The organism is Mesorhizobium hawassense, from assembly GCF_003289945.1.
Taxonomy (GTDB): domain Bacteria; phylum Pseudomonadota; class Alphaproteobacteria; order Rhizobiales; family Rhizobiaceae; genus Mesorhizobium; species Mesorhizobium hawassense.
Genome location: NZ_QMBP01000015.1, coordinates 86,075 through 108,323 on the forward strand (window position 1 = coordinate 86,075; position 22,249 = coordinate 108,323).

A 22,249-nucleotide genomic window follows, 5' to 3' on the forward strand; every position below is an offset into this window, starting at 1 on the left:
CAATGGATGCATCGAACCATAGCACCCGGAACTCTCCGGCCGGTGTGCCAGCGATGGCTTTTCGATGCGACATTGGCGCGAGGCGACAGCTTTCGGGCTCTTGTACTTGTTTCTTGCGCAATTGCGGACGGAAGGCCACGGCGAAGTCGCCGAGCCTAACCGTTACACACTTTTCCTGGAATTGCCGCAGGCGCGGTTGTGACCGGGTGACGGCTGCGCTACTCCAGGGCATCACGCGGTGAATCACTTGGCTGGTCTCCACACGTTCTCGAAAACGAACCCCTGTCCGGTGTCGGCCTGATGCCGGCACAGGCAGCCTGCCTGCGAGCCGGGGATCATCAGCGGCGCGTGCTGAAGGACGTGTTCGGCTTCGACGATTTTCGCCCCGGCCAGGCCGCCGTCATCGAGGCGTTGCTCGCCGGACGCCATGTGCTGGCGGTGATGCCGACGGGCGCCGGCAAGTCGCTCTGCTATCAGGTTCCGGCGCTGGTCAAAGGCGGGCTCACCATAGTGGTGTCGCCGCTGGTGGCGCTGATGCAGGATCAGGTCGCTGCCCTGCGCCTTGCCGGTGTGGCCGCCGACACGATCAATTCCTCGCTCGACCGCGATGCCAATGTCGCGGCCTGGCGCCGCGTGGCGTCCGGCCAGACGCGGCTGCTCTATCTGGCGCCGGAACGGCTGATGACGGAGCGGATGCTGGAGGCGCTGTCCCGGCTGGATGTCAGCCTGATTGCGATCGACGAAGCGCATTGTATCTCGCAATGGGGTCCGGCCTTCCGGCGCGAATATGAGGACCTGTCGCGGCTGCGCGGGCTGTTTGCCGATGTGCCGATCATCGCGCTGACGGCGACGGCCGACGAGGCGACGCGCGCCGATATCGAAGCGCGGCTGTTTGCCGGCCGCGCCGAGACCCTGGTGCTGGGCTTCGACCGGCCCAACATCAAATTGGCGATGGAGACCAAGCAGGACAGCAAGCGCCAGCTGCTGCGCTTCGTCGAGCGCCACCCCGGCAAGAGCGGCATCATCTACTGCCTGTCGCGTCGCAAGACCGAGGAAATGGCCGCCTTCCTTGAGAAGAACGGCGTGCGTGCGCTCCCCTATCATGCCGGCATGAGCAAGGAGGCGCGCGAGGCCAACCAGAACGCCTTCATGAGCCTGTCCGGCGTCGTCATGGTGGCGACCATCGCTTTCGGCATGGGCATCGACAAGCCCGACGTCGCCTATGTCTTCCACACCGACTTACCGGGCAGCCTGGAGGCCTATTACCAGGAGATCGGCCGCGCCGGCCGCGACGGCCGGCCGGCGGAAGCGCATATGCTCTACGGGGCCGGCGACATCCGCACGCGTCGCATGTTCATCGACGATGAGGATACGTCGCCCGAGCACAAGAGACGGGCACATCGCCGGCTGGACACGCTGATCGGCTATTGCGAGACGGCGCAGTGCCGGCGCCAGGTGCTGCTCGGTTATTTCGGCGAGGAGGCGCAGGCCTGCGGCAATTGCGACAACTGCCTCGACCAGGCGCCGCGCGCCGACGGCTCCGCGGAGGCGCGCACCATCCTCGCGGCGGTCGCGCAGACCGGCGAGCGTTTCGGCGCCGCCCATGTCATCGACATCCTGCTTGGCCACGAGACCGAGAAGGTGCTGGCGCGGAACCATCAGAAGCTGACCAGTTTCAGGACAGGTATCGCGCACAGGAAGCCGGTCTGGCTGTCGCTGATCCGGCAGCTGGTCGCCGGCGGCTTCCTGACGCCGGATGCCGACGGCCATGGCGGCCTCGCCATCTCCGAGAGCGGCCGTGCGCTCGGCCGCGGTGAGGTTGCGTTTGAGTATCGCGTCGAGGGCCGGGATCGTCTCGCGCGCGGCAGGAAGCGCGCCGGGCAGGGCTCCACCACGGATGGCGAGGGCGTCGATGCATCGCTGCTGGCCGTGCTCAAGACGTTGCGGCTGCGGCTCGCCAAGGAACGCCAGGTGCCGGCCTATGTGGTGTTCTCCGACCGCACGCTGATCGATATGGCCGAACGCCAGCCGCGCGACCTTGACGATTTCGCCGAGGTGAACGGCGTGGGCGCCGCGAAGCTCAAGGAGTTCGGCGAAATTTTCTTGGGCGCGATCGCGGCGCATGAGGCGGGCGGGTCGGGCTAGAGCAATTCCAGGAAAAGTGTGAGCGGTCTTCCGTTCGGAATTGCGTCAAACAAGAGATGAAGTGGTTCGCCGTTTCCGTGAAACGGTGAAACGCTCCAGGGAAGGCGCTGCTTGCGGCGCGCCATCATTCCAGGTCTGCCAGACAGCACTTCTTGAATTTCTTGCCGCTGCCGCAGGGGCATGGATCATTGCGACCGACATGCCGCAAGGGGTTTATCACCGGTTCCTCCGGGCTCGCCCATGGAAACGGCGAGGACGACTGCCAGTCTTCCTCCTCATCGCTATCGCTGACTTCCCAATGGCGGAACCAATCCAGCGATTCAATCACGTCGTCGATGTAGCCGAGACTGTTGCTCTTGAATCGCTCGATATCGTCCGGCGCCTTTTCGGCGGCTTCGAGATCCGCCTCGAAATCGTGCCGCTCCAGCACTCCTGGTGGTATGCGCCCTTCGCTCCATGCGCTAAGGACCAGCGGCGCGAGGTCGCGCCATCCTAGTATGGCGATCGCCTCGATCCAGGCGACCCAGACATGCTCCTCGTCGTCGGCCAACTTCTCGGCATGGAATCGTTCGAGAAAGAGCCGCATCTGATCGCGCTCTATGCGCCCGTCCCAGGTCAGAAAGGCCGCGGCGCTCAACAGCACGTCGCGCGTAAATTCATCGACATTGCGGTCTGCGATGGTGCTGAACAGGGCCTGGGCATTGCCGTCGAACATGCCTGCGAAGATGCGCGGCAGCGTTTCCGTGATGGCGTCGCCGAGCAGATCATCGACCTCATGGCCTGGACGACGGAGCAAACGCAACAAGGATTGACAGGCCTGTGTATCGCGCGCGCCACCCAGAATATGCAAACCCCGGAAAAGAAGTCTTTCGTCGTCCTGCGACAGAACCGTCCCATCGGCGGCCCTTGCGACAACCGCCCGCAACGCAGGTGCGGCTTCCTCGATCCTGAGGGTGCAAACGCCGATTGCGAGATCCGGCATTCGCCGCTCGGTCGCCAGGGCATGCAGGTAGCGGTCTATCGGATACAGCTTGAAGTCGCCGTCGCCGTGGCTGAGGAGTTTTTCCAGCTCTTCTTTTTTCATCACTCGCCTCGATGGAGCGCTGTTCCGGCAGCGTGCTATCAGTCGGTTGGCCGTACCTTGTGTCAAGGTTGAGGACGACAATGAGCGAATACCAATATTATGAATTCCGGGCGATCGATCGCACGCTCAGCCAGGCGGACCGCCAGGCTCTGCGCGCAGTGTCGTCGCGGGCGCGCATCACCGCCACCAGCTTCACCAATTTCTACGAGTGGGGCGACTTCAAGGGCGATCCGGACGAATTCATGGAGCGCTGGTTCGATCTTCACCTCTATCTGGCCAACTGGGGCTCCCGCCGCCTGATGATCAAGCTGCCGGCCGGGCTGGTCGATCGGGATCGCATAGACGCCTTCCTCGCAGCGACCGACGACGTCATGCTCAGTACCGCCGGCGAAAATCTGATCGTGAGCATTGCGCGCGAAGAGTTGGAGCTTGAGGACGTCGGCGATGACAATGCGGGTTGGCTGGAAGCCCTGGCGCCTCTGCGGGCCGATGTGCTCGCCGGCGACCTCCGGCTTTTCTACCTCACCTGGCTGATGGCTGTCGAAACCGACGCGGTCGAATCCGATCAGCTGGAGCCGATGCCGGGAATCGGACCGCTGACCGAAGCGCTGGAAGCGTTCGCCGTCTTCTTCGGCATCGATCGCGATCTCGTCCAGGCAGGGGCCGAGCGAAGCGCTGCGAATATACCCAATGACGCGGCGCCGGAGATGGTTCGACGCACAATCGCTGCCATCCCGGATACCGGGAAAATCGACCTGCTCGTGCGAATCTTCGACGGTGAATTGCATGCGTCGTTGGAATTGCGCGCGATGGTCCAGGCGCGCCTGGCGACAGGGAACGCGACGCCGGCCATCGCCTTGCGCACTGTCGCCGAACTGCAGGCCCATGCCGCAGAAATCCGCCTTGCCCGCGAGCGTGCCGAGGCGGACCTGGCCGCGGCACAACGACGACTGCAAATGGAAGCGGCTGAGAAAGCCCGCCGGGTCCGGCTTGACGCTATTCAACGCCAAGGCGACAGCGTCTGGACGGATATCGAAAACGAAATCGGGCGCCGCAACCCCGGCGGCTATGACAAGGCCGCGGCTCTTCTTTTGGACCTCCAGGCGCTTGCCGAAAGACAGGGCACGATCGAGGCATTTCGCCTCCGACTTCAATCCATTCAGGAGCGCCATGCCGGCAAAGGGCGTTTCATCGAACGCCTGGTACAGCTGGGGTAGAGACGGCCAAATCCCGCCGCCAAACGCGACCGCGACCGATGCTCAAGATTTTGCCGGCAATGGTTGCCCGCCGGCAAACCGCCGCACCGGTGGTTGGTTAGGCTAAGCCAAATTTCCACCGTTCTGGCGCCGGCTGCGGCGAAATTCCGACAGAAGGCGCGATCGGGACGCTTTAAGCGAGACGCCGCGGGGGATGGATACCCTGCGCATGTCGGGGACCACGAATGACGATAACCATCGACAATGCCGCAAGCTGGCGGGACATCGCGCGGGTCGGCGACGGCGAAAATCTGGCCCTGGCCCCGGCCGCCTGGGATCGCATCGCGCACGCCAACCGCATCGTGGCAAGCCTGGTCGAAAAGGGCATTCGGGCCTATGGCGTGAACACCGGGGTCGGGGCGCTGGCAAGCCAGGTTGTGGCGCCGGCCCTGCAGGAGAAGCTGTCGCGCAACATCATCCTCAGCCACGCCTGCGGCGTCGGCGAACTGGTGCCCGAGCGCAGCATCCGCGCCGTCATTGCCGTGCAGGTGGCGAATTTCGCGCATGGCCATTCGGGCGTGCGGCCGCAGATCGTGCGCAACCTGCTCACCTTGCTCGAGCGGGGCTGCGTTCCGGACGTCCCGTCCCGCGGATCGGCCGGATATCTCACGCACAATGCCCATATCGCGCTGGTGCTGATCGGCGAGGGCAGGGCGACGGTTGCCGGGCGCAAAATGAGCGGCCGCGAGGCGCTGGCCGAGATCGGCCTGGAGCCGCTGGTGCTGGGTGCCAAGGAAGGCTTGAGCCTCGTCAACGGCACCGCATGCGCCACGGGCCTGACGAGCATCGCGCTGGTTCGCGCCGAGCGCCTGCTGTCCTGGGCCGACGCCGCCGCGGCGCTGACGCTGGAAGCGGCCGGTGGGCAGATGGCGGCCTTCGACGAAACCGTGCTGGCCATGCGGCCGTCGCCCGGCATCGAGGCCGTCGGCGCCTCGTTGCGGCGCCTGCTCGACGGCAGCGGGCTTATCGCGGCGGCGCATGGCAGCCGCACGCAGGATGCGCTGAGCCTCCGCGCGGTGCCGCATGTGCATGGCGCGGCGCGCGAGGTGCTGGAGCGCTCGGCACTGCTGGTCGACCGCGAACTCGCTTCGGTGACCGACAATCCCGCCGTGGCCGGCACGCCCGATGAGCCGCTTGTGTTTTCGCAGGCGCATCCGGTAGCGCCCGCGCTCGGACAGACCGCCGACGCCTTGACGATTGCGCTGGCGCAGGTCGCAGGCATGAGCGAACGCCGCATCGACCGCCTGGTCAATCCGCTGGTGAACAATCTGCCGGCATTCCTTGCCGCCGAGGGCGGCTGCAATTCGGGCTTCATGATCGCCCAGTACACCGCCACTTCGCTGAGCAACGTGAACCGGCGCCTTGCCGCGCCGGCGGCGACGGATGGCGGCGTCACATCCGGCCTGCAGGAGGATTTCCTGGCTCACCCGACCGTGGCGGCCAACAAGCTCCTGGCCGTCATCGACAACGCCGAATACATCCTGGCGATCGAGCTCATGGCCGCCGCGCAGGCGCATGATTTCCTGGCCGGCAAGGCCGCGCGGGCACCAGGCACCGACGCCATCTACCGCGCCGTGCGCCGGCGCATCGCGCATTACAGCGACGACCGCCCGCTGTCCTGGGACATGGAAATGCTGCGCGATTTCATCCGCGAGGCGGACGTGGAGTTCGGCGAAGTCTGAGCGCGACCAAGAATCGGGGAACTGACGCCGCCGGGACCAATGGAGCCCGATACCTTCAATAGTGCGCGTAGCCGCTCAAGGGACATCTCTGCGACGCAGGGATTTGGAACGTGCCGTCAATCCCGCTGCAGGTCTTGTATCCGGACTTCCGTGCCGTTGCCTTCGGTTTCGGTGCCGGTCCGGGATTGGCTGCTTCGCGTTGCTGCATTCGTTTCGGTTTGGCGCGGGCGACCGGTTGCGGCTTCGGCGGCCTTGGCGGCGCGACGCTTTCCTGTTTCTTTGCCTGCGCTTCGGACGCCTGCTCGGCACGCCACGTCTGCAGTGCATCTTCCGTGTCGAGTTTCAGACGAGCATATTGCCCTTGGGTAAGAAAGGCGGTCGGCGGCAGCTTGTTGTCTTGCTGCCACTTGCCGATGGCCTGTCGTGTCTTGGCGCCAAAATCGCCGTCGGCGCGATCCAGATCATAGCCGATGGCCAGCAGCCTCTCCTGCAGATCGATCTTTGCCTGGCGGTCCAGCCCGATGGCACTTTCCGTCAACTCCGTGCCGGCCTCGTTTTCGGGACCGGCGGCCGCGGGGGGTTGCGGCGTCGCGGCGGATCGCGACGCATCGCTTTTCGTGTCGGCGACAATCGTGGAACGCTGCTTGAGCTGATCCAGATTGAGCCGGGCAAGGTCAGCGAACGCACCCTTTGGAAATTGCTGAAGATAGGCTTCGTAATGCGCTACCGTGTTGCGCTTCGAGGCCTCGTCCCACACGCGCTGCTCGATTTCCCATCCGCGCGGATCGGCATCAGGGGCCGGGGCCGGCGTGCCGCTGCCCGAAGCCAGCGCCTGCGGAGCCGGCGCCACGGCCGTCTCCGTCGCTGGTCCTATGAAGACCTCGCGACCGAGCGATGCATTGTGCCAAGGCCGCTGCTTGCCGTTCGTTTCGGCCGTCACCTCGCCCCGCACGCGGGTCAACGCGCTCTGGAGTTCCACGCCGGGCTCGGCGAGATGCTTGGCAAGGGAGGTCGTATAGGGACTGTTGGCGCCGCCGCCGTCGTAGGACACAGCGCCGGGGTCGGTGGCAAAGGCGATCAACACGCCGCCGGTGCCAACGTCCGACCCGCTGATATCGATGGGCGCCAGGCCCGGTGCCATGGCCGAGCGGCTCTTTGGCAACGAGGCCGCCAAGGTCCTCGCCAACGGATTGTCGCGGCAGGCGTCGAGAATGACGATGCCGACGGCCGGATCCGGCGGGAGCGCGGCCAGCAACTCGTCCATCTGGACCGTGCGGGTCTTGAGATGCGCCGGCGCAGTAAGCTCGGCATCGACCGGGATCAGATAATTTTTGCCGTTCACTTGCATGCCGTGGCCGGCATAATAGATCAGCGCCGTATCCGCGTCGTAGGACGCCTCGGTAAACTTGTTCAGCCGGTCCCGCATTCCCGCATAGTCGAGATCGACGCCTTCGATAACGTTGAACCCCACCTTGCGCAGCATGTCGGCCATCAGCCGTGCATCGCTCGCAGGATTGGGGAGAGCGGGGGCATAGACATATTTGCTGTTGCCGATGACCAGCGCAACCCGGCTACCCTGGGCGGCAAGGGCGCCGGACTGCAGCAGATCCGCCGCGGTGAGGAGGAAAAAACCAATGATGGCGGCCCAGAACCTCATGGCGCGCACTCTCAACTCAAGTTGCGGCTCTGCCTGCTAGTCCCCTTGGCAATTTCATTCAGAGATGTTCGCTTCTATGAAATATAGCACATCCACGCGCAATAAGCGTATGCCTGTTCGCGGCCGAGGCCTCGGCGGTCCGCGGCGCCGCGCAAACACATTCCATGATTTGGAGCATGGCGGCGACCAGCTTACTCGCCAATGGATCGGCCTGAACTCAATCCTGCAATCGCCTGGCGCGGACTAATTCCAAAGGCACACTCGCACGTCCTTGCCAGTATAGCACGCGCCTTCGCGGCGAAGATCTTCCCATCGTTCGTCGCCGTGGGTCGCCTCAATCTCCGCGTTCGAATAGCCTGCCCAGGTATCGCCGTCCTTGTAGACGACTGCCCAGTAATCCTTGGACATTTCACCTGCCCCGCTATGCGGATCGGGATAGTCGATGCCTGCAAACACCTGCTTGGGGCCCTGGATGTTGAAATCGCCGCCCTTCTCGATCTGATAGGAGCATCTTCCGGATATGCGGGTCTCGCCCTGAACGACAAGCAGGCAGCGACCCCATTTGTAACCGCTGGGCAAACGATGCTGCGCCGCATGCGAAGGCGAAACGGAAATAGCGATTGCAAAGGCAACCGCTATGGTTCGCCCTGCCGATAGGCAGTCCAAAACCCGACCGAACACTGTTGGATTCCGCCCAGAGCGCATGTCGAACGGTCCTCCGCAGATCCCTTGAGATCAAATATTGTCGACCATAGGCGGTTTTTTGTCACGCGAGTGTGTGCTGCTTCACGAGCGGAGCATGGATCGATCGAAACGCGTGGTCTGGACCTGAGGTGTTTTAAGTCGGGCAATCCCGCCCTTCTTCGCTAAAGCTTCGGAGGGCATCCTGCTTCGCGCGAGAGACTGCGCTGACCCTGTGAAGCTCGGAGAGCAAAGCAGGATGGCGGAGAGGGAGGGATTCGAACCCCCGATACCCTTGCGAGTATGCCGCATTTCGAGTGCGGTGCATTCGACCACTCTGCCACCTCTCCGCGAGGTCATGGTCGGCCGTTGCCGGCGCGGCGCACTAGATAACGGCTGACCGCTTCAGTTACAAGGCCCTATTCGCCCGATTTCCAGCTTCTTCGAAAAGCGGCGGCGAGGGTGCTCCCGTCTCCTTTGCCGGCGGTACTGCTCGAGGTATCGTCCAGGCGCAGACTGCTTGCCTTGACTCCAGCGCAACCTTCGGTTAGGGACAGCCCGCAATCGGCGTGGAGGCTCTTCCGCGCCGCTTGTTTTTTGAACCCGCAGACTGACAAAAAGACGGCCGAACCGCCCGAGCGGTTCATCAAGGCCGACCGAACAGCGAAAGGCAAAAAATGTTCGCAGTCATCAAAACGGGCGGCAAGCAGTATCGCGTCGCCGCCAACGATCTCCTGAAGATCGAGAAAGTCGAAGCCAAGGTCGGCGATATCGTCGAGATCGGCAATGTGCTCGCGCATGGCGAGGGCGAGAATGTCACCTTCGGCGCGCCGTTCGTCGATGGCGCTCTGGTCACGGCGGAAGTCGTCGAGCAGGGCAAGAACCGCACCGTCATCGCCTTCAAGAAGCGCCGCCGCCAGAATTCGCGCCGAAAGATCGGCCACCGCCAGCTTTTGACTACCGTCCGGATCGCCGAGATCCTGCTGGGTGGCGCCAAGCCGTCGAAGAAGGCCGCCGCCAAGGCGGAGGCCAAGGCTGAGGTCGCCGCCGAGGCGAAGGCCGAGTCCGCTCCTAAGGAGCCCAAGGCCAAGAAGGAAGCCAAGACCGAGGCCGCCGCCGGCGAAGAGGCAAAGGCCGCGCCGCTGTTTAAGGCGCCGAAGGGCGAGCCGGACGACCTGACCGTGATCAAGGGCATCGGCCCGGTCGCGGCCAAGGACCTCGCCGAGCAGGGCATCGTCACCTTCGCGCAGCTCGCCAAGCTCAGCGACAAGGACGTCGCCAAGATCGACGAGCACATGCCGTTCAGCGCCGACCAGATCAAGGACTGGCGCGAGCAGGCCAAGGAACTGGCGAAGAAGTAAGGCAAGTTAAAAGTTAGATGGCCCGGCGACGGTCGTCGCCGGTACGCACTTGAAACGGAACGCGAACGCGTTCATAAGACCATTCAAGCGCCTCAGGGCGCATCGGAGTTAGTCAAATGGCACACAAGAAAGCTGGCGGTTCGTCGCGCAACGGTCGCGATTCGCACTCCAAGCGTCTCGGCGTGAAGAAGTTCGGCGGCGAAGCCGTCGTCGCCGGCAACATCATCATCCGCCAACGCGGCACCACCTGGCATCCGGGCACCAATGTTGGCATGGGCACGGACCACACCCTTTTTGCGCTCGAAGCCGGCGCGGTCACCTTCAACAAAAAAGCCAACGGCCGAACCTACGTATCGGTCAACCCGATTACCAAAGCAGCGGAGTAGCCGGTTCCGCACCATAACACCGGCGCCCATCTCGGGAACCGGTGTCTGGCCAGGCCAGGAAAAGGATCAGGAGAGATGGGCCACCATCTCTCCTTTTTCATTTTTCTTGCCCTGGAGGACTAAAATGGTTGCCGAAGCGGAAGATACCGAAGACGAAAGTTACGCGATCGATTGCCCGGTGCTCGCCACCGAGCGGCTGGTCATGCGCGCCCCGCGCGACAGCGATCTCGAGCAACTCGTTGCGCTTGCCGACAACCGTCATGTCGCCGAAATGCTGGCCCGCATGCCGCATCCCTATGGCGAAGCGGAAGCGCGCACCTTCCTCGCCATGGCGGCGTCGCGCCGCGCCGGCATCGTCTTTGCGCTCACCCTAGCCGGCACGGGAACTTTCGTCGGCTGCGCCGGCCTGAACACCACCGATCGCGGGCTGGAACTCGGCTACTGGATCGGCGAGCCCTACTGGAAGCGCGGCTACGCGACGGAGGCCGCGCACGCGCTGGTCGATCTCGCCTTCCAGAACACCTCGATCCAGGTGCTGCATGCTTCGACCAGGGTGATCAATCCGGCCTCGCGCCGCGTCATCCACAAGTGCGGCTTCCAGTATGCCGGCCAGGGCATGCTGAACTCGATCGTCGCCGGCCAGGTGCCGGTCGAGCGCTACCGGCTGGATCGCAAGACGTGGACCAGCCTGCGCAACTGGGTGCACTTCTAGGCATGTTGAAATTCAGGTGAGGCCGGCCTGCAAATGATGGCTTCCTGCGCTTCCGGTGCTCACGTATCAGAAGTACGCTCCGCTCCGGCCTTCGCCGGACGAAGCCCTCATAAGTGTCTCCACTCTACGAAGGCTACGGCCGGCGTAGGCCGGTTCTCGGAAGCCATCATTTTCGGCTCGGCCTGACCTGAATAGCAACACGCCTAAGCGCCGGCGCTCGAAGGCGGCTCAGCCGAGTTCGGCCCAGAGCGGCAGGTGGTCGGAACCGACGGCGTGCCGGTCGGACCACAGGCGCTGCAGCGATCTGGCCAGCGAGGCGCTGGTGAAGATGTAGTCGATGCATTTGTGGCGGCTTTTGTCGCCGGGGCGGTCGGGATCGACCCAAGTGACCAGGTCGGCGACGGCGAGACGCTGGGCGGCATCGACGGCGAGGTCGGCGGTCAAGGGCATGCCGAACTCGTGATCCGAGCGGCCGGCAAGCTCGACATATTCGGACGAGCCCGGCAGCATGTTGAAGTCGCCCATGACGATGAAGGCTTCCGGATAGGGCAGGTCCGGCAGGCCGATCTCGGGAATGCCCGACAGGCCGCCGCCTTCCAGCGCGTAGTTGAGCAGGCGCTGGCGCAGGAAGCGGATCTGGTTCTGCCGCTCGACCGGGCTGCGGTGGTCGAGATGGGTGGAATAGAAGCGGATGAAGCCGAGCGGCGTCTCGATCAGCGCCTCGAGCGCACCACGCTGGAAGTTCATGGCCTCGAGGCTGCGGCTGCGCGGCAAAAGGAGATTGCGCGACAGATGGATGGGCGTCGTCGACAGCACCATGTTGCCGAGCTGGAAACTGGTCGAGATGGCGCGGCCATTCTCAAGGCGCGAGCCGATATTGACCTCGAAATTGCTGCCATAGGCGGCAAAATAACCGGGCAGCGCCTCGCCGATCTCCGCCACCATGTCGCGGCCGCCGTTGCGCGGGTTGTTGCGCGTCACTTCCTGCAGCGCGATCACATCGGCGCCGCGCACCGCGTCGGCGATGCGGCCGACATCGTATTGGCCGTCGAGGCCGATGCCGTACTGGATGTTGTAGGAAACGATCTTCATTCCGCGCCCCTCCCGTCACGTCCCCGCAACAGTGCTACCGCGTCCCCGGCAAAAGGGCATCCGGAGCTTTAGTCGCAAATCGGCCTCGCCCTTAGCCCTGCCTTGGTTTAAGGCATGTCGATATTCAGGTGAGGCCGGCCTGCAAATGCCTGCTTCCTGCGCTTCCGGTGCTCACGTACTTAAGTACGCTCCGCTCCGGTTCTCGGAACCCGCCATGTTCGGCTCGGCCTGACCTGAATCTCAACACGCCTAGAGCAATCGCTCAAGGCCAATAGCAGAAACTCGAAACGACGATGAAATTCCTCGACCAGGCCAAGGTTTATATCCGCTCCGGCGACGGCGGCGCCGGATCGGTGTCGTTCCGGCGCGAGAAATTCATAGAGTTCGGCGGGCCGGACGGTGGCGATGGTGGCCGTGGCGGTGATGTCTGGGCGGAAGCCGTCGACGGACTGAACACGCTGATCGACTACCGCTACCAGCAGCATTTCAAGGCCAAGACCGGCATGCACGGCATGGGCCGCAACATGACTGGCGGCAAGGGCGCCGACATCACGCTGAAAGTGCCGGCCGGCACCCAGATCTTCGCCGAGGACAATGAGACGCTGATCTGCGACCTGACCGTGGTCGGCCAGCGCTTCCTGCTCGCCAAGGGCGGCAATGGCGGCTTCGGCAACCAGCATTTCAAGACCTCGACCAACCAGGCGCCTCGCCGCGCCAATCCCGGCCTGCCGGGCGAGGAGCTCAGCATCTGGCTGCGGCTGAAGCTGATCGCTGATGCCGGCCTTGTCGGGTTGCCCAATGCCGGCAAGTCGACCTTCCTGGCCGCAGTGACCGCTGCCAAGCCGAAGATCGCCGATTATCCGTTCACGACGCTCTATCCGGGCCTCGGCGTCGCGCGCATCGACGGGCGCGAATTCGTGCTTGCCGACATTCCCGGCCTGATCGAGGGCGCGCATGAGGGCGTCGGCATCGGCGACCGCTTCCTCGGCCATGTCGAGCGCACGCGCGTCCTCTTGCACCTCATATCGGCGCAGGAGGAAAATCCGGGCAGGGCCTACAAGACCGTGCGCGCCGAGCTCGAAGCCTATGGCAACGGGCTGACCGACAAGGTCGAGATCGTCGCGCTCAGCCAGATCGACATCCTCGACGCGGATCAGCGCAAGAAGAAGGCCGCGTCGCTGAAGCGCGCCGCCGGCCGCGCGCCGCTGCTGGTCTCGGCCGTCACCGGCGAAGGCGTCGAGGCGGTGCTGCGCGCGCTGATGGCGGTGGTGGCCGAGGCGCGCGATGCCGTGCCCGCTCCCGTCGAGACGCGCTGGCGGCAATGACCATGAAGTCGTTGAAGTCCTACAAGCGGATTACCGTGAAGATCGGTTCGGCGCTGCTCGTCGACCGTGCGAGCGGCCTCAAGCGCGACTGGCTGACCTCGCTTGCCGAAGACATTGCGGTGCTTGCCAATGCCGGCGCGGAAGTGCTGGTCGTGTCGTCCGGCGCCATCGCGCTCGGCCGCACCATTCTCGGCCTGGGCAAGCGCGCGCTGAAGCTCGAGGAAAGCCAGGCGGCGGCTGCCGTCGGCCAGATCGCGCTCGCCGGCGCCTGGTCGGACGCGCTCGGCAAGGACGGTCTGAAATCCGGCCAGATCCTTCTGACGCTGGGTGATACAGAGGAACGCCGCCGCTACCTCAACGCGCGCGCGACCATCTCGACGCTGCTCAAGATGAAGGCGGTGCCGGTCATCAACGAGAACGACACCGTGGCGACCTCGGAAATCCGTTATGGCGACAATGACCGGCTGGCGGCGCGGGTGGCGACGATGATGGGCGCCGATCTGCTGGTGCTGCTCTCCGACATCGACGGGCTCTACACCGCGCCGCCGGCCAAGGATCCGAAGGCTAAGTTCATCCCGGTGGTGGATCGCATCACGCCCGACATCGAGGCGATGGCGGGGGCGGCGGCTTCGGAGCTGTCGCGCGGCGGTATGCGCACGAAGCTCGATGCCGGCAAGATCGCCAATGCCGCCGGCACCGCCATGATCATCACCTCGGGCACCAGGCTGTCGCCGCTGATGGCGATCGAGCGCGGCGAGCGCGCCACCTTCTTCAAGCCGAGCGCCAATCCGGTGAAGGGCTACAAGACCTGGATCGCCGGGCAGCTGGAGCCGGCGGGTCGCCTTACCGTCGATGCCGGCGCCATCGGCGCGCTGAAGTCAGGCAAGTCGCTGCTGCCGGCCGGGGTAAAGCTGGTCAGCGGCAATTTCTCGCGCGGCGACACGGTGGCGATCCTGTCGCCCGAGGGCCGTGAGATCGCGCGCGGGCTTGTTGCCTATGATGCCGCCGATGCCGTAAGGATCGCGGGCCTGAAGACGGCCGAGATCGAAAATGTGCTCGGCTACGAGGCGCGATCGGCGATGATCCATCGCGACGACCTTGTGGTAAGCGTTGCCGGCGACCAAGTATTGGCCGACGACTGAGCGGAGGATCAGCCATGCTGAAGCTGCATGAAAAATCCGGCGAAGACACAGTGGCGCTGATGGCCGATATTGGCCGGCGCTCCCGTGCTGCCGCCCGACCGTTGGCCGTCGCCTCCACCAAGGCCAAGAACGCTGCGCTTGTCGCCATGTCCGATGCCATCCTGCGCAACGAGCAGGCCATCCTCGACGCCAACGCCATCGACATGTCGAATGGCGAGGAAGCCGGGCTGTCGGGCTCCTTCATGGATCGTCTGAAGCTTAGTTCCTCGCGTATCGAGGCGATGGCCGAAGGCATTCGCGAGATCGCCGCGCTCGAGGATCCGGTCGGCGACGTCATCGCCGAATGGGACCGGCCGAATGGACTCCACATCGAGCGCGTGCGCACGCCGCTCGGCGTCATCGGCGTCATCTATGAAAGCCGGCCTAACGTGACGGCGGATGCCGGCGCGCTTTGCCTCAAGGCCGGCAATCCGGTGATCCTGCGCGGCGGCTCGGATTCGCTCAATTCGTCGGCCGCCATCCATGCCTGCATGGTCGAGGGGCTGAAGGCGGCGGGCCTGCCGCAGGATGCCATCCAATTGGTGCCGACCACCGATCGCGCCGCCGTCGGCGAGATGCTGAAAGGCCTCGGCGGCAATCTCGACGTCATCATCCCGCGCGGTGGCAAGAGCCTGGTCGGGCGCGTGCAGACCGAGGCGCGGGTGCCGGTCTTCGCGCATCTGGAAGGTATCTGCCATCTCTATATCGACCGCTCGGCCAAGCTCGACATGGCGGTCAAGATCGCCGTCAACGCCAAGATGCGGCGCACGGGCGTCTGCGGCGCGGCCGAGACCTTGCTGGTCGATCGCGCGGTGGCCTCCACGCATCTGGTGCCGATCCTGGAAGCGCTGCGCGCCGCCGGCTGCGAGATCCATGCCGACGCCGACGTGATGAAAGCGTTCGCCGACGCCAACCCGGCGACCGAGGCCGACTGGGTGACGGAATATCTCGACGCCATCATCGCGGTGAAGCTGGTCGACGGTGTCATTGGGGCGATCGAGCATATCGAGACCTTTTCCTCGCACCATACCGAGGCGATCGTCGCCGAGGACGCGACAGCGGTCGAAAAATTCTTCAACGAGATCGATTCGGCGATCCTCCTGCACAACGCCTCGACGCAGTTCGCCGATGGCGGCGAGTTCGGCATGGGCGCCGAGATCGGCATCGCCACCGGCAAGATGCATGCGCGCGGACCGGTCGGCGTCGAGCAGCTGACCTCGTTCAAATACCGCGTGCGCGGGGCAGGGCAGGTGAGGCCGTGAAGCTGTTTGCCCCTAGAGCCTGAAGCGTTGCGCTTGGACACCCCCCTCTGTCCTGCCGGACATCTCCCCCGCAGGGGGGGAGATCAGACGTCACTTCGGCCTTCGCCAATCACCGACGCCGCAAGATTTGCGCCTGCGGACGAGCTGCCAATCTCCCCCCTTGAGGGGGAGATGCCCGGCAGGGCAGAGAGGGGGGCCTAGCACAATGCTTTCTTCCCCTCAGCCCGCGGTTCCCGCGCGCTATCTCCGCATGCCATACGCCGCCAAGGGCCTGACCGTCGGGCTGTTCGGCGGCTCGTTCAATCCGCCGCATGCCGGTCATGCGCTGGTCGCCGAGATCGCGCTGAGAAAGCTGGCGCTCGACCAGCTGTGGTGGATGGTGACGCCGGGCAACCCGCTGAAAAGCGTGCGGGAACTCGCGCCGCTCGCCGAGCGTATCGAGCTGTCCGAAAAGATCGCCAGGAACCCGAAGATCAAGGTCACCGCCTTCGAGGCGGCGCGACATGTGCGCTACACCGCCGACACGCTCGCTTTGGTCAAGGCGCGCAATCCAGGTGTCGATTTCGTCTGGATCATGGGCGCGGACAGCTTGCGTGACTTCCACCGCTGGCAACGCTGGCGCGAGATCGTGCTGACCTTTCCGATCGCGGTCATCGATCGCCCGGGCGCGACGCTTTCCTTCCTGTCGTCGGTGGTCGCCAAGACCTTCGACTATGCCCGTGTCGACGAGGGCGACGCGCCGCTGCTTGCCCGCATGCAAGCGCCGGCCTGGACCTTCATCCACGGCCCGCGCTCGTCACTCTCCTCCACCGCGATCCGCAAGGCGGCGAGGGGGTAGGCGCCCTCCTTCCCACAACGGGGAAAGGAAATCCGGCCATGTCGCTTTTACAGCGGCCTTTTGCTCTCAGCTAAGCCAAGCTGCGCAAGCATGCTGGAAAAGAACCCCGCCACGACCGATCCCGGACGCGCCGCGCAATCGGCGCCATTGATTGCCATTGCCAGCGTCATCGTGTCGATGGCGCTGATCGCGATCGGCAATGGGCTGATGTTCGCCTATATCCCGGTGCGCCTCGGCGCCGACGGTTTCGACCCGACATGGGCCGGGCTGATCGTCACCGGGCTTTCGGCCGGCGGGCTGGCCGGCTGCATCCTGACCGGGCCGCTCGTCAAGCGCGTGGGCCACGCCCGCGCCTTCATGGTGCTTTCGGCGCTGATCGCGCTTTCCAACGCGGCGATCGGCGCCGGGCCGATCCCCCTGCTGTGGATCGCCGCGCGCGCGCTTTACGGCTTTGCCATAGTCGGGCTGTTCATCGTCGCGCAGAGTTGGCTGAACGACGCCTTGCCGAACTCGATCCGCGGCCGGGTCATGGCGGTGTTCTACGTCGCCTATATCGCCGGGCTCGGCGTGGGCTATGCCACGCTCGCCTTGGTCGACATCCACACGGCCGCGGCGTCGCTGATCGGCATCACCTTCACCGCGCTCTCCATCCTGCCGGTAGGCATGACGCGGCTGGCGCAGCCACCCGCGCCGCAGGCCGCCTCCGTCGCGCTGCGCCGCGCCTGGCGCATCTCGCCGGTGGGCGTGGCCGGCATGCTGGCGGTCGGCGGCCTGTCGATGATCGTTTCCGGCTTCGCGCCGATCCACGCCACCGCCAAGGGCTACAGCCAGGCGGATGTGGCGCTGTTGTTGTCGGCGATGCCGGTCGGCACGCTGATCCTGCAGATCCCGCTGGGCTGGGTCTCGGATCGCACCGACCGGCGCTATGTGCTGGCGGGCGCCGCGGCGCTGGCGGTCGTCGCCAGCACTTTGGCCATCGTCTTCGACGGCGGCGCGCTGATGGCGCTGGTGGTGATCTATCTCATCTGGGACGGGGCGGCGGAATCGATCTACGCGCTCTCCAGCGCCCATGCCGCCGACCGCGCCGGCAAGGACGAGCTTCTGGCGCTGTCGAGCTCGATGCTGTTTGCCTGGTCGCTGGCCGGCTTCATCGTGCCGGGCATCGTCACCGCGCTTTCGGCCGTCTTCGGCACCGCGACCTTCATCTATGTCGGCATCGTCATCGCTTCGGCCTTCTGCCTGTTCGTGCTGTGGCGCGTGATTGCGGGTCGGCCGACTCCTGCCCCCGCAAGCGGCAGCTTCGCGCCGATGAGCGCGCAGACGCCTTTGCCGGTGGAACTTGCCTTCGCGCCGGACGATCCGACCGGCTCCAAGTGAAACACCGGCCGGCTTACTGCTTGCGCGCTTCCGGCGCCGGCACTTCCGGCGGCGGCAGCGGGATCGAGATGCCCTCGCTGTCGAAGGCCTGCTTGGCGCGCTTGGTCGTGTCGATCTGGGTCGAGAAATAGTCGGCGGCGGATGTCCAGTAGCGCAAGGTGAGCGAAACCGTCGTGTCGCCGAGGCCGGCGACGAAGGCGATCGGCGCCGGTTCTCGCCGGATGCGCTTTTCGGCGCCGGCGATCGAGAGCAGCGTTTTTTGCGCCCGGTCGATGTCGTTCCATGAACCGATGCTCAAGGTCACGTCGATGCGGCGCACGCCATTGCGGGTGAAGTTGCGCACCGGCTGGTTCCACAGCGTCGAATTGGGCGCCAGCACATAGACGCCGTCGACGGAGCGCAGCTTGGTGGCGAACAGGCCGATCTCCTCGATGGTGCCGGCAATCGAGCCGACCTCGACATATTCGCCGATGCGGAAGGGCCGGAGCGCCAGAAGCATGATGCCGGCCGCAATGTTTTGGAGCGTCCCCTGCAGCGCCAGCCCGATGGCGAGGCCGATGGCGCCGATGGCGGCGATGATGGAGGCCGTCTGCACTCCGAACTGGCCGAGCACCATGATGGTGACCAGGATCAGGATGGCGTAGCGCACGATCTTGGAGAAGAAATGCCGCAAGGTCGCGTCGAAGCCGTGGATATGGCCGAGGCCGGCACGGATCGAGCGCTCGGCGAGGCCGGCGACGAAGTAGCCGACGACCAGCAGGATGACGGCGCCGATGGCCGAGAAGGAATAGGAAACGATGAGCGTGGAGAGCTGCGCAAGCCCCGCCTGAACGACGAGAAGTGCCTCTTGCGGGTCTGTCGGCATGATGAGTCCCCTTTGATCGTTGAGCCGATAACCCGTGCCGGGCGCAAAGGGTTCCGATTTTTTCGGGGAGTTGCGGAACCTGCCGAAGAGGGCCGCGTTGGCACCGGCAGGGCGCCCCGTCTTGAAACTGCAATGGAACTCTGCCTATCTAAGTGGTGTCACCTGATTTGCCTGGTGATTTGGTTGTTCTTGTTGGGAAAGGAAACACACTGAGAACAGCACTGCGGAAGAAGGCTGACGTCATGCCTTCGCCGGCAGGGATCAGCGGAAACGCCGCCGCATCCCTCGCCATCGACACAGTCCTTGCCAGTCTGGAAGACTCCAAGGCCGAAAACATCGTCTCAATCGACATCCAGGGAAAATCGAGCCTCGGCGACTATATGGTCATCGCCTCGGGCCGATCGCACCGTCATGTCTCGGCTGTCGCCGATCATCTCCTCAAGGCGCTGAAGGATGCCGGTCTCGGCACGGCGCGCGTCGAGGGGCTGGCTGGCGCCGACTGGGTCCTGATCGATTCGGGCGACATCATCGTCCATGTCTTCCGCCCCGAAGTCCGCGAATTCTACAATCTCGAAAAGATGTGGCAGGCGCCGGACCTCGAGGAAGAGACCTTGCACTGAGCCTTGATCCGCGTGCCGTGAAACGTCACGGTACGCGTTAGGACGAAGCTCGCCGGGGCGAGGATGAAGATCACCGTTCATGCCGTGGGCCGGATGAAGACCGGCCCCGAGAGAGAACTCGCCGACCGCTATTTCGAGCGCTTTGCCAAGAGCGGGCCCGCGGTCGGGCTGGAATTTGCCGGCATCGTCGAAATCCCCGAGAGCCGCGGACAGAGCGCCGATGAGCGCCGCCGTGAGGAAGCCCAGAAGCTGCAGGCCCAGTTGCAGGCGGGCGCCGTCCTCATCCTGCTCGACGAACGCGGCAAGTCGCTTTCCTCGGAGGACTTGGCCAGCCGCATCGGCCAGTTGCGCGACGGCGGCCGCAAGGCGCTGGTCGTCGCCATCGGCGGCGCCGACGGCCATGACAGCTCGTTGCGCGAGCAGGCGGACCTCGTGCTGTCCTTCGGCGCTCTGACCTGGCCGCACCAGCTGGTGCGCGTGATGCTGAGCGAGCAGCTTTATCGGATCGCCACGATCCTATCCGGCCATCCGTATCATCGCTCGTGATGTCGCACTCAAGGGTCGGGCGAGGCCGTGCTCGGCCGGGCGGTCACCAGGAGGAACCGTGTGGCAAATATTGACAATATTTGCGACGCCTTCCACAATCTGGAGGAGCAAAGGATTGGTTCATGGCCGCAGACAACAGCATCCATGTCCGCGTTGGCGGTCGACTGCAGGCTCATCTGCAACAACAGATTGGCGAGAACGGCCTTTATGAAAACGCGAGCGAATATATCCGTGCTCTGATCCGCCGCGATCTGCAAACCCGCAACGAAGCGTGGGACTGGCTGAAACGCCAGCTTGAGCCGGGTCTGAGAGCTGACGAGAGCGAATTTAAGGCCGTATCGGCCCAGGATGTCATTCGGCGCAATCAAAGCCGAAGCCTCTAGGCATGGCAGGGTACCTGTTCTACCCGCCAGCGGACGAAGCGCAGGATCACATCTGGAGCGATACCGTCGAGAAATGGGGCGAAGCCCAGGCCATCGGCTATATCACGGACTTGCATCAGCACCTGCAAACCCTTTCCGAAGCACCTACCCTCTGGCGAAAGCTTCCCGGCAATCTGGCGATTCCCGCCGACTTGAAGCTGGACGCCTATTTCAGTCACTACGGCCGCCACTATGTGTTCTTTCGCAAGCTTTCCGGCGACCGGATCGGCGTGATAAGCATCCTGCATGATCGGATGGACGTGCCGGTGCGACTGGCCGAGGATTTGCGAACCTTGGAGGCACGATCGGAAGACACGTAGCTGTCCGATTTCCGCCTCAATCGCGTGGCCGCCAAGTTATTGTTGCGCTTCCAACATGGTTGATGATTCGTTAACGAAGCGGCGGATAGAGTCGAGGCCTGATGTCTGAAGGCTGGAATTCGAGAACGCGCATTTGGCGCAGCCGCTGCGGCTTGACCCTTGTCGCCGCCGTGGTCGCGCTCGGTCCGGCCCGGGCGGCCGAGAATTCGCTCGATCTTGCGCCCGATCCGGATCAGAGCCGGGCCGAATACGAACAGGTCTCCAAGGAAATCACGCTGTCGTCGGAGCGGCTGGCCAAGCTTGCCGCCGATATCGCCTCGGTCCGCAAGGACTATGCCTCGATCACCGCGGCGCTCATCCAGTCGGCGATGACCGAGCAGAAGCTCGGCCAGGACATCGAGGATATCGGCGCCAAGCTCGAAGGGTTGAAGGCGGAGGAAACGAAGCTCCGCGCCTCACTCATGGCGCGGCGCGACGTGCTGGCCGAAGTGCTGGGCGCACTGCAGCGCATGGGGCTCAATCCGCCGCCGGCGATCCTGGTCAAGCCCGAGGACGCGCTATCGTCGGTGCGCAGCGCCATCCTGCTCGGCGCGGTGGTGCCGGAACTGCGCCAGCAGACCGACAGGCTGATGGCCGATCTCAAGGAGCAGACCCGCGTCACGGCCTCGATCGAGGCGGAACGGGCGCGACTCACCGCCGCCGTCACGGACCAGACGGCGGAGAAGAAGCGGCTCACCATGCTGCTCGAGGCCAAGAAGAAGCTGCAGGCCGATACACAGACGGCTATAGCGGCCGAGCAGCAGCACTCGCAGGAACTGGCGGCGAAGGCGAGCAGCCTAAAGGATCTGATCGCATCGCTCGAAGCCGACAAGGCGCGCAAGGCGCAGGACAAGGTCAAGGCGAGCGAGCGGAAGACGACCGACAACGACACGACGGCCTCGACCACCGAGCTCGCCGCGCTGCCGGTGCCGGAGGCCAACCGCCTCACGGGATCGGCGCCGTTTTCGGCCTTGCAGGGCCAGGTCGCGCTGCCGGTCATCGGCAAGATCAAACGCCGTTTCGGCACCGACGACGGCAATGGCGCTGCGATGCAAGGCGACATGGTTGCGACACAATCGGGGGCCATCGTCACCGCGCCGGTGGATGGAAACGTGCTTTATGCGGGGCCGTTTCGCTCCTATGGTCAACTCTTGATCCTCAATGCGGGCGACGGGTATCATGTCGTACTGGCGGGGATGAGCAGAATCAGCGTCGCGACCGGACAGTCGGTGCTCGCAGGAGAGCCGATCGGCGCGATGGGAGAGGCCCGGGTGGCAAGCACCTCGGCCTCGCGGAATGAAAATTCGGCGTCGGAGCTCTATGTCGAGTTCCGTAAGGATGGAAAACCCGTCGATCCGGCCCCATGGTGGGCGGATCGATTCTCTGGAAGGACGTGAA

Annotated in this window: 21 protein-coding genes and 1 tRNA gene; 16 read left to right on the top strand and 6 right to left on the bottom strand. The window is 64.5% G+C overall.

Features of this window, described 5'->3' with window-relative positions:
- The first annotated feature begins 300 nt into the window (after positions 1-300).
- Positions 301-2,145, top strand: coding sequence for a DNA helicase RecQ (recQ, locus tag DPM33_RS26205; RefSeq protein ID WP_112100300.1), 1,845 nt, complete (start codon positions 301-303; stop codon positions 2,143-2,145).
- A 124-nt stretch (positions 2,146-2,269) separates the two neighbouring features.
- Here the strand turns inward: recQ and DPM33_RS26210 are convergent, their stop codons facing one another.
- Entirely contained in the window at positions 2,270-3,229 is a 960-nt protein-coding gene (locus DPM33_RS26210) for a DUF1186 domain-containing protein (protein WP_112100374.1), read from the bottom strand.
- A gap of 80 nt (positions 3,230-3,309) precedes the next feature.
- Here DPM33_RS26210 and DPM33_RS26215 point away from each other — a divergent pair, with 80 nt between their 5' ends.
- Together DPM33_RS26215 and DPM33_RS26220 are read left to right on the top strand one after the other, a co-directional pair.
- Positions 3,310-4,446, top strand: coding sequence for a hypothetical protein (locus DPM33_RS26215; protein WP_112100301.1), 1,137 nt, complete (start codon positions 3,310-3,312; stop codon positions 4,444-4,446).
- Between the two features lie 224 nt (positions 4,447-4,670).
- Positions 4,671-6,167, top strand: coding sequence for an HAL/PAL/TAL family ammonia-lyase (locus DPM33_RS26220; RefSeq protein ID WP_112100302.1), 1,497 nt, complete (start codon positions 4,671-4,673; stop codon positions 6,165-6,167).
- Between the two features lie 55 nt (positions 6,168-6,222).
- Here the strand turns inward: DPM33_RS26220 and DPM33_RS26225 are convergent, their stop codons facing one another.
- The 3 genes from DPM33_RS26225 to DPM33_RS26235 form a co-directional block, all read right to left on the bottom strand.
- Positions 6,223-7,824: a caspase family protein gene (locus DPM33_RS26225; RefSeq protein WP_112100303.1), complete on the bottom strand. Its 1,602-nt coding sequence runs from the start codon at positions 7,822-7,824 to the stop codon at positions 6,223-6,225.
- 243 nt (positions 7,825-8,067) lie between these two features.
- Entirely contained in the window at positions 8,068-8,505 is a 438-nt protein-coding gene (locus DPM33_RS26230; protein ID WP_146770324.1) for a hypothetical protein, read from the bottom strand.
- Positions 8,506-8,765: 260 nt separating this feature from the next.
- Positions 8,766-8,855 (bottom strand) — tRNA-Ser (locus DPM33_RS26235).
- A gap of 327 nt (positions 8,856-9,182) precedes the next feature.
- On the opposite strand from DPM33_RS26235, the gene DPM33_RS26240 reads away from it, so the two are divergent.
- The 3 genes from DPM33_RS26240 to DPM33_RS26250 all read left to right on the top strand — a co-directional run bounded on the left by DPM33_RS26240 (position 9,183) and on the right by DPM33_RS26250 (position 10,964).
- Positions 9,183-9,866, top strand: a complete 684-nt coding sequence (locus DPM33_RS26240) for a 50S ribosomal protein L21 (RefSeq protein WP_112100305.1) — start codon at positions 9,183-9,185, stop codon at positions 9,864-9,866.
- A 116-nt stretch (positions 9,867-9,982) separates the two neighbouring features.
- Positions 9,983-10,252 (top strand): 50S ribosomal protein L27, encoded by a 270-nt coding sequence (gene rpmA, locus DPM33_RS26245; RefSeq protein ID WP_112100306.1) that lies wholly within the window; start codon positions 9,983-9,985, stop codon positions 10,250-10,252.
- 124 nt (positions 10,253-10,376) lie between these two features.
- Positions 10,377-10,964: a GNAT family N-acetyltransferase gene (locus DPM33_RS26250; protein ID WP_112100307.1), complete on the top strand. Its 588-nt coding sequence runs from the start codon at positions 10,377-10,379 to the stop codon at positions 10,962-10,964.
- Between the two features lie 228 nt (positions 10,965-11,192).
- Here the strand turns inward: DPM33_RS26250 and DPM33_RS26255 are convergent, their stop codons facing one another.
- Entirely contained in the window at positions 11,193-12,056 is an 864-nt protein-coding gene (locus DPM33_RS26255; RefSeq protein WP_112100308.1) for an endonuclease/exonuclease/phosphatase family protein, read from the bottom strand.
- Between the two features lie 293 nt (positions 12,057-12,349).
- Between DPM33_RS26255 and obgE the strand changes: the two genes are divergently transcribed.
- From obgE to DPM33_RS26285, 5 genes are all read left to right on the top strand, one after another.
- The gene (gene obgE, locus DPM33_RS26260) at positions 12,350-13,381 is read left to right on the top strand and encodes a GTPase ObgE (RefSeq protein ID WP_112100309.1); all 1,032 of its coding nucleotides are present in this window, start codon (positions 12,350-12,352) and stop codon (positions 13,379-13,381) included.
- A 2-nt stretch (positions 13,382-13,383) separates the two neighbouring features.
- The gene (gene proB / locus DPM33_RS26265; protein ID WP_112100310.1) at positions 13,384-14,523 is read left to right on the top strand and encodes a glutamate 5-kinase; all 1,140 of its coding nucleotides are present in this window, start codon (positions 13,384-13,386) and stop codon (positions 14,521-14,523) included.
- A 14-nt stretch (positions 14,524-14,537) separates the two neighbouring features.
- The gene (locus DPM33_RS26270; RefSeq protein ID WP_112100311.1) at positions 14,538-15,824 is read left to right on the top strand and encodes a glutamate-5-semialdehyde dehydrogenase; all 1,287 of its coding nucleotides are present in this window, start codon (positions 14,538-14,540) and stop codon (positions 15,822-15,824) included.
- A gap of 250 nt (positions 15,825-16,074) precedes the next feature.
- A complete protein-coding gene (locus DPM33_RS26280; protein WP_112100375.1) occupies positions 16,075-16,662 on the top strand; it encodes a nicotinate-nucleotide adenylyltransferase in 588 nt (195 codons plus the stop codon).
- Between the two features lie 90 nt (positions 16,663-16,752).
- Entirely contained in the window at positions 16,753-18,039 is a 1,287-nt protein-coding gene (locus tag DPM33_RS26285) for an MFS transporter (RefSeq protein WP_112100312.1), read from the top strand.
- Positions 18,040-18,052: 13 nt separating this feature from the next.
- Here the strand turns inward: DPM33_RS26285 and DPM33_RS26290 are convergent, their stop codons facing one another.
- Positions 18,053-18,904 carry a mechanosensitive ion channel family protein gene (locus DPM33_RS26290; protein ID WP_112100313.1) on the bottom strand — a complete coding sequence of 284 codons (852 nt, stop codon included), beginning with the start codon at positions 18,902-18,904 and terminating at the stop codon, positions 18,053-18,055.
- 242 nt (positions 18,905-19,146) lie between these two features.
- Between DPM33_RS26290 and rsfS the strand changes: the two genes are divergently transcribed.
- From rsfS to DPM33_RS26315, 5 genes are all read left to right on the top strand, one after another.
- A complete protein-coding gene (rsfS, locus tag DPM33_RS26295; RefSeq protein WP_112100314.1) occupies positions 19,147-19,524 on the top strand; it encodes a ribosome silencing factor in 378 nt (125 codons plus the stop codon).
- 63 nt (positions 19,525-19,587) lie between these two features.
- Positions 19,588-20,070, top strand: a complete 483-nt coding sequence (rlmH, locus tag DPM33_RS26300) for a 23S rRNA (pseudouridine(1915)-N(3))-methyltransferase RlmH (protein ID WP_112100315.1) — start codon at positions 19,588-19,590, stop codon at positions 20,068-20,070.
- Positions 20,071-20,192: 122 nt separating this feature from the next.
- Positions 20,193-20,453 (top strand): ribbon-helix-helix domain-containing protein, encoded by a 261-nt coding sequence (locus tag DPM33_RS26305; protein WP_112100316.1) that lies wholly within the window; start codon positions 20,193-20,195, stop codon positions 20,451-20,453.
- 2 nt (positions 20,454-20,455) lie between these two features.
- Positions 20,456-20,812 (top strand): type II toxin-antitoxin system RelE/ParE family toxin, encoded by a 357-nt coding sequence (locus tag DPM33_RS26310; RefSeq protein WP_112100317.1) that lies wholly within the window; start codon positions 20,456-20,458, stop codon positions 20,810-20,812.
- 101 nt (positions 20,813-20,913) lie between these two features.
- A complete protein-coding gene (locus DPM33_RS26315; RefSeq protein ID WP_112100318.1) occupies positions 20,914-22,248 on the top strand; it encodes a murein hydrolase activator EnvC family protein in 1,335 nt (444 codons plus the stop codon).
- Position 22,249 lies beyond the last annotated feature (1 nt).

Excerpts from the sequence above, each read along its gene's own strand:
- DPM33_RS26310 (WP_112100317.1), top strand. The coding sequence starts at position 20,456 with ATGGCAGGGTACCTGTTCTACCCGCCAGCGGACGAAGCGCAGGATCAC.
- DPM33_RS26270 (WP_112100311.1), top strand. The coding sequence starts at position 14,538 with ATGCTGAAGCTGCATGAAAAATCCGGCGAAGACACAGTGGCGCTGATG.
- DPM33_RS26220 (WP_112100302.1), top strand. The coding sequence starts at position 4,671 with ATGACGATAACCATCGACAATGCCGCAAGCTGGCGGGACATCGCGCGG.
- recQ (WP_112100300.1), top strand. The coding sequence starts at position 301 with ATGCCGGCACAGGCAGCCTGCCTGCGAGCCGGGGATCATCAGCGGCGC.
- DPM33_RS26240 (WP_112100305.1), top strand. The coding sequence starts at position 9,183 with ATGTTCGCAGTCATCAAAACGGGCGGCAAGCAGTATCGCGTCGCCGCC.
- DPM33_RS26215 (WP_112100301.1), top strand. The coding sequence starts at position 3,310 with ATGAGCGAATACCAATATTATGAATTCCGGGCGATCGATCGCACGCTC.
- rsfS (WP_112100314.1), top strand. The coding sequence starts at position 19,147 with ATGCCTTCGCCGGCAGGGATCAGCGGAAACGCCGCCGCATCCCTCGCC.
- DPM33_RS26285 (WP_112100312.1), top strand. The coding sequence starts at position 16,753 with ATGCTGGAAAAGAACCCCGCCACGACCGATCCCGGACGCGCCGCGCAA.
- obgE (WP_112100309.1), top strand. The coding sequence starts at position 12,350 with ATGAAATTCCTCGACCAGGCCAAGGTTTATATCCGCTCCGGCGACGGC.
- rlmH (WP_112100315.1), top strand. The coding sequence starts at position 19,588 with ATGAAGATCACCGTTCATGCCGTGGGCCGGATGAAGACCGGCCCCGAG.
- proB (WP_112100310.1), top strand. The coding sequence starts at position 13,384 with ATGAAGTCGTTGAAGTCCTACAAGCGGATTACCGTGAAGATCGGTTCG.
- DPM33_RS26290 (WP_112100313.1), bottom strand. The coding sequence starts at position 18,904 with ATGCCGACAGACCCGCAAGAGGCACTTCTCGTCGTTCAGGCGGGGCTT.
- DPM33_RS26315 (WP_112100318.1), top strand. The coding sequence starts at position 20,914 with ATGTCTGAAGGCTGGAATTCGAGAACGCGCATTTGGCGCAGCCGCTGC.
- DPM33_RS26280 (WP_112100375.1), top strand. The coding sequence starts at position 16,075 with ATGCCATACGCCGCCAAGGGCCTGACCGTCGGGCTGTTCGGCGGCTCG.
- DPM33_RS26305 (WP_112100316.1), top strand. The coding sequence starts at position 20,193 with ATGGCCGCAGACAACAGCATCCATGTCCGCGTTGGCGGTCGACTGCAG.
- rpmA (WP_112100306.1), top strand. The coding sequence starts at position 9,983 with ATGGCACACAAGAAAGCTGGCGGTTCGTCGCGCAACGGTCGCGATTCG.
- DPM33_RS26225 (WP_112100303.1), bottom strand. The coding sequence starts at position 7,824 with ATGAGGTTCTGGGCCGCCATCATTGGTTTTTTCCTCCTCACCGCGGCG.
- DPM33_RS26250 (WP_112100307.1), top strand. The coding sequence starts at position 10,377 with ATGGTTGCCGAAGCGGAAGATACCGAAGACGAAAGTTACGCGATCGAT.
- DPM33_RS26255 (WP_112100308.1), bottom strand. The coding sequence starts at position 12,056 with ATGAAGATCGTTTCCTACAACATCCAGTACGGCATCGGCCTCGACGGC.
- DPM33_RS26210 (WP_112100374.1), bottom strand. The coding sequence starts at position 3,229 with ATGAAAAAAGAAGAGCTGGAAAAACTCCTCAGCCACGGCGACGGCGAC.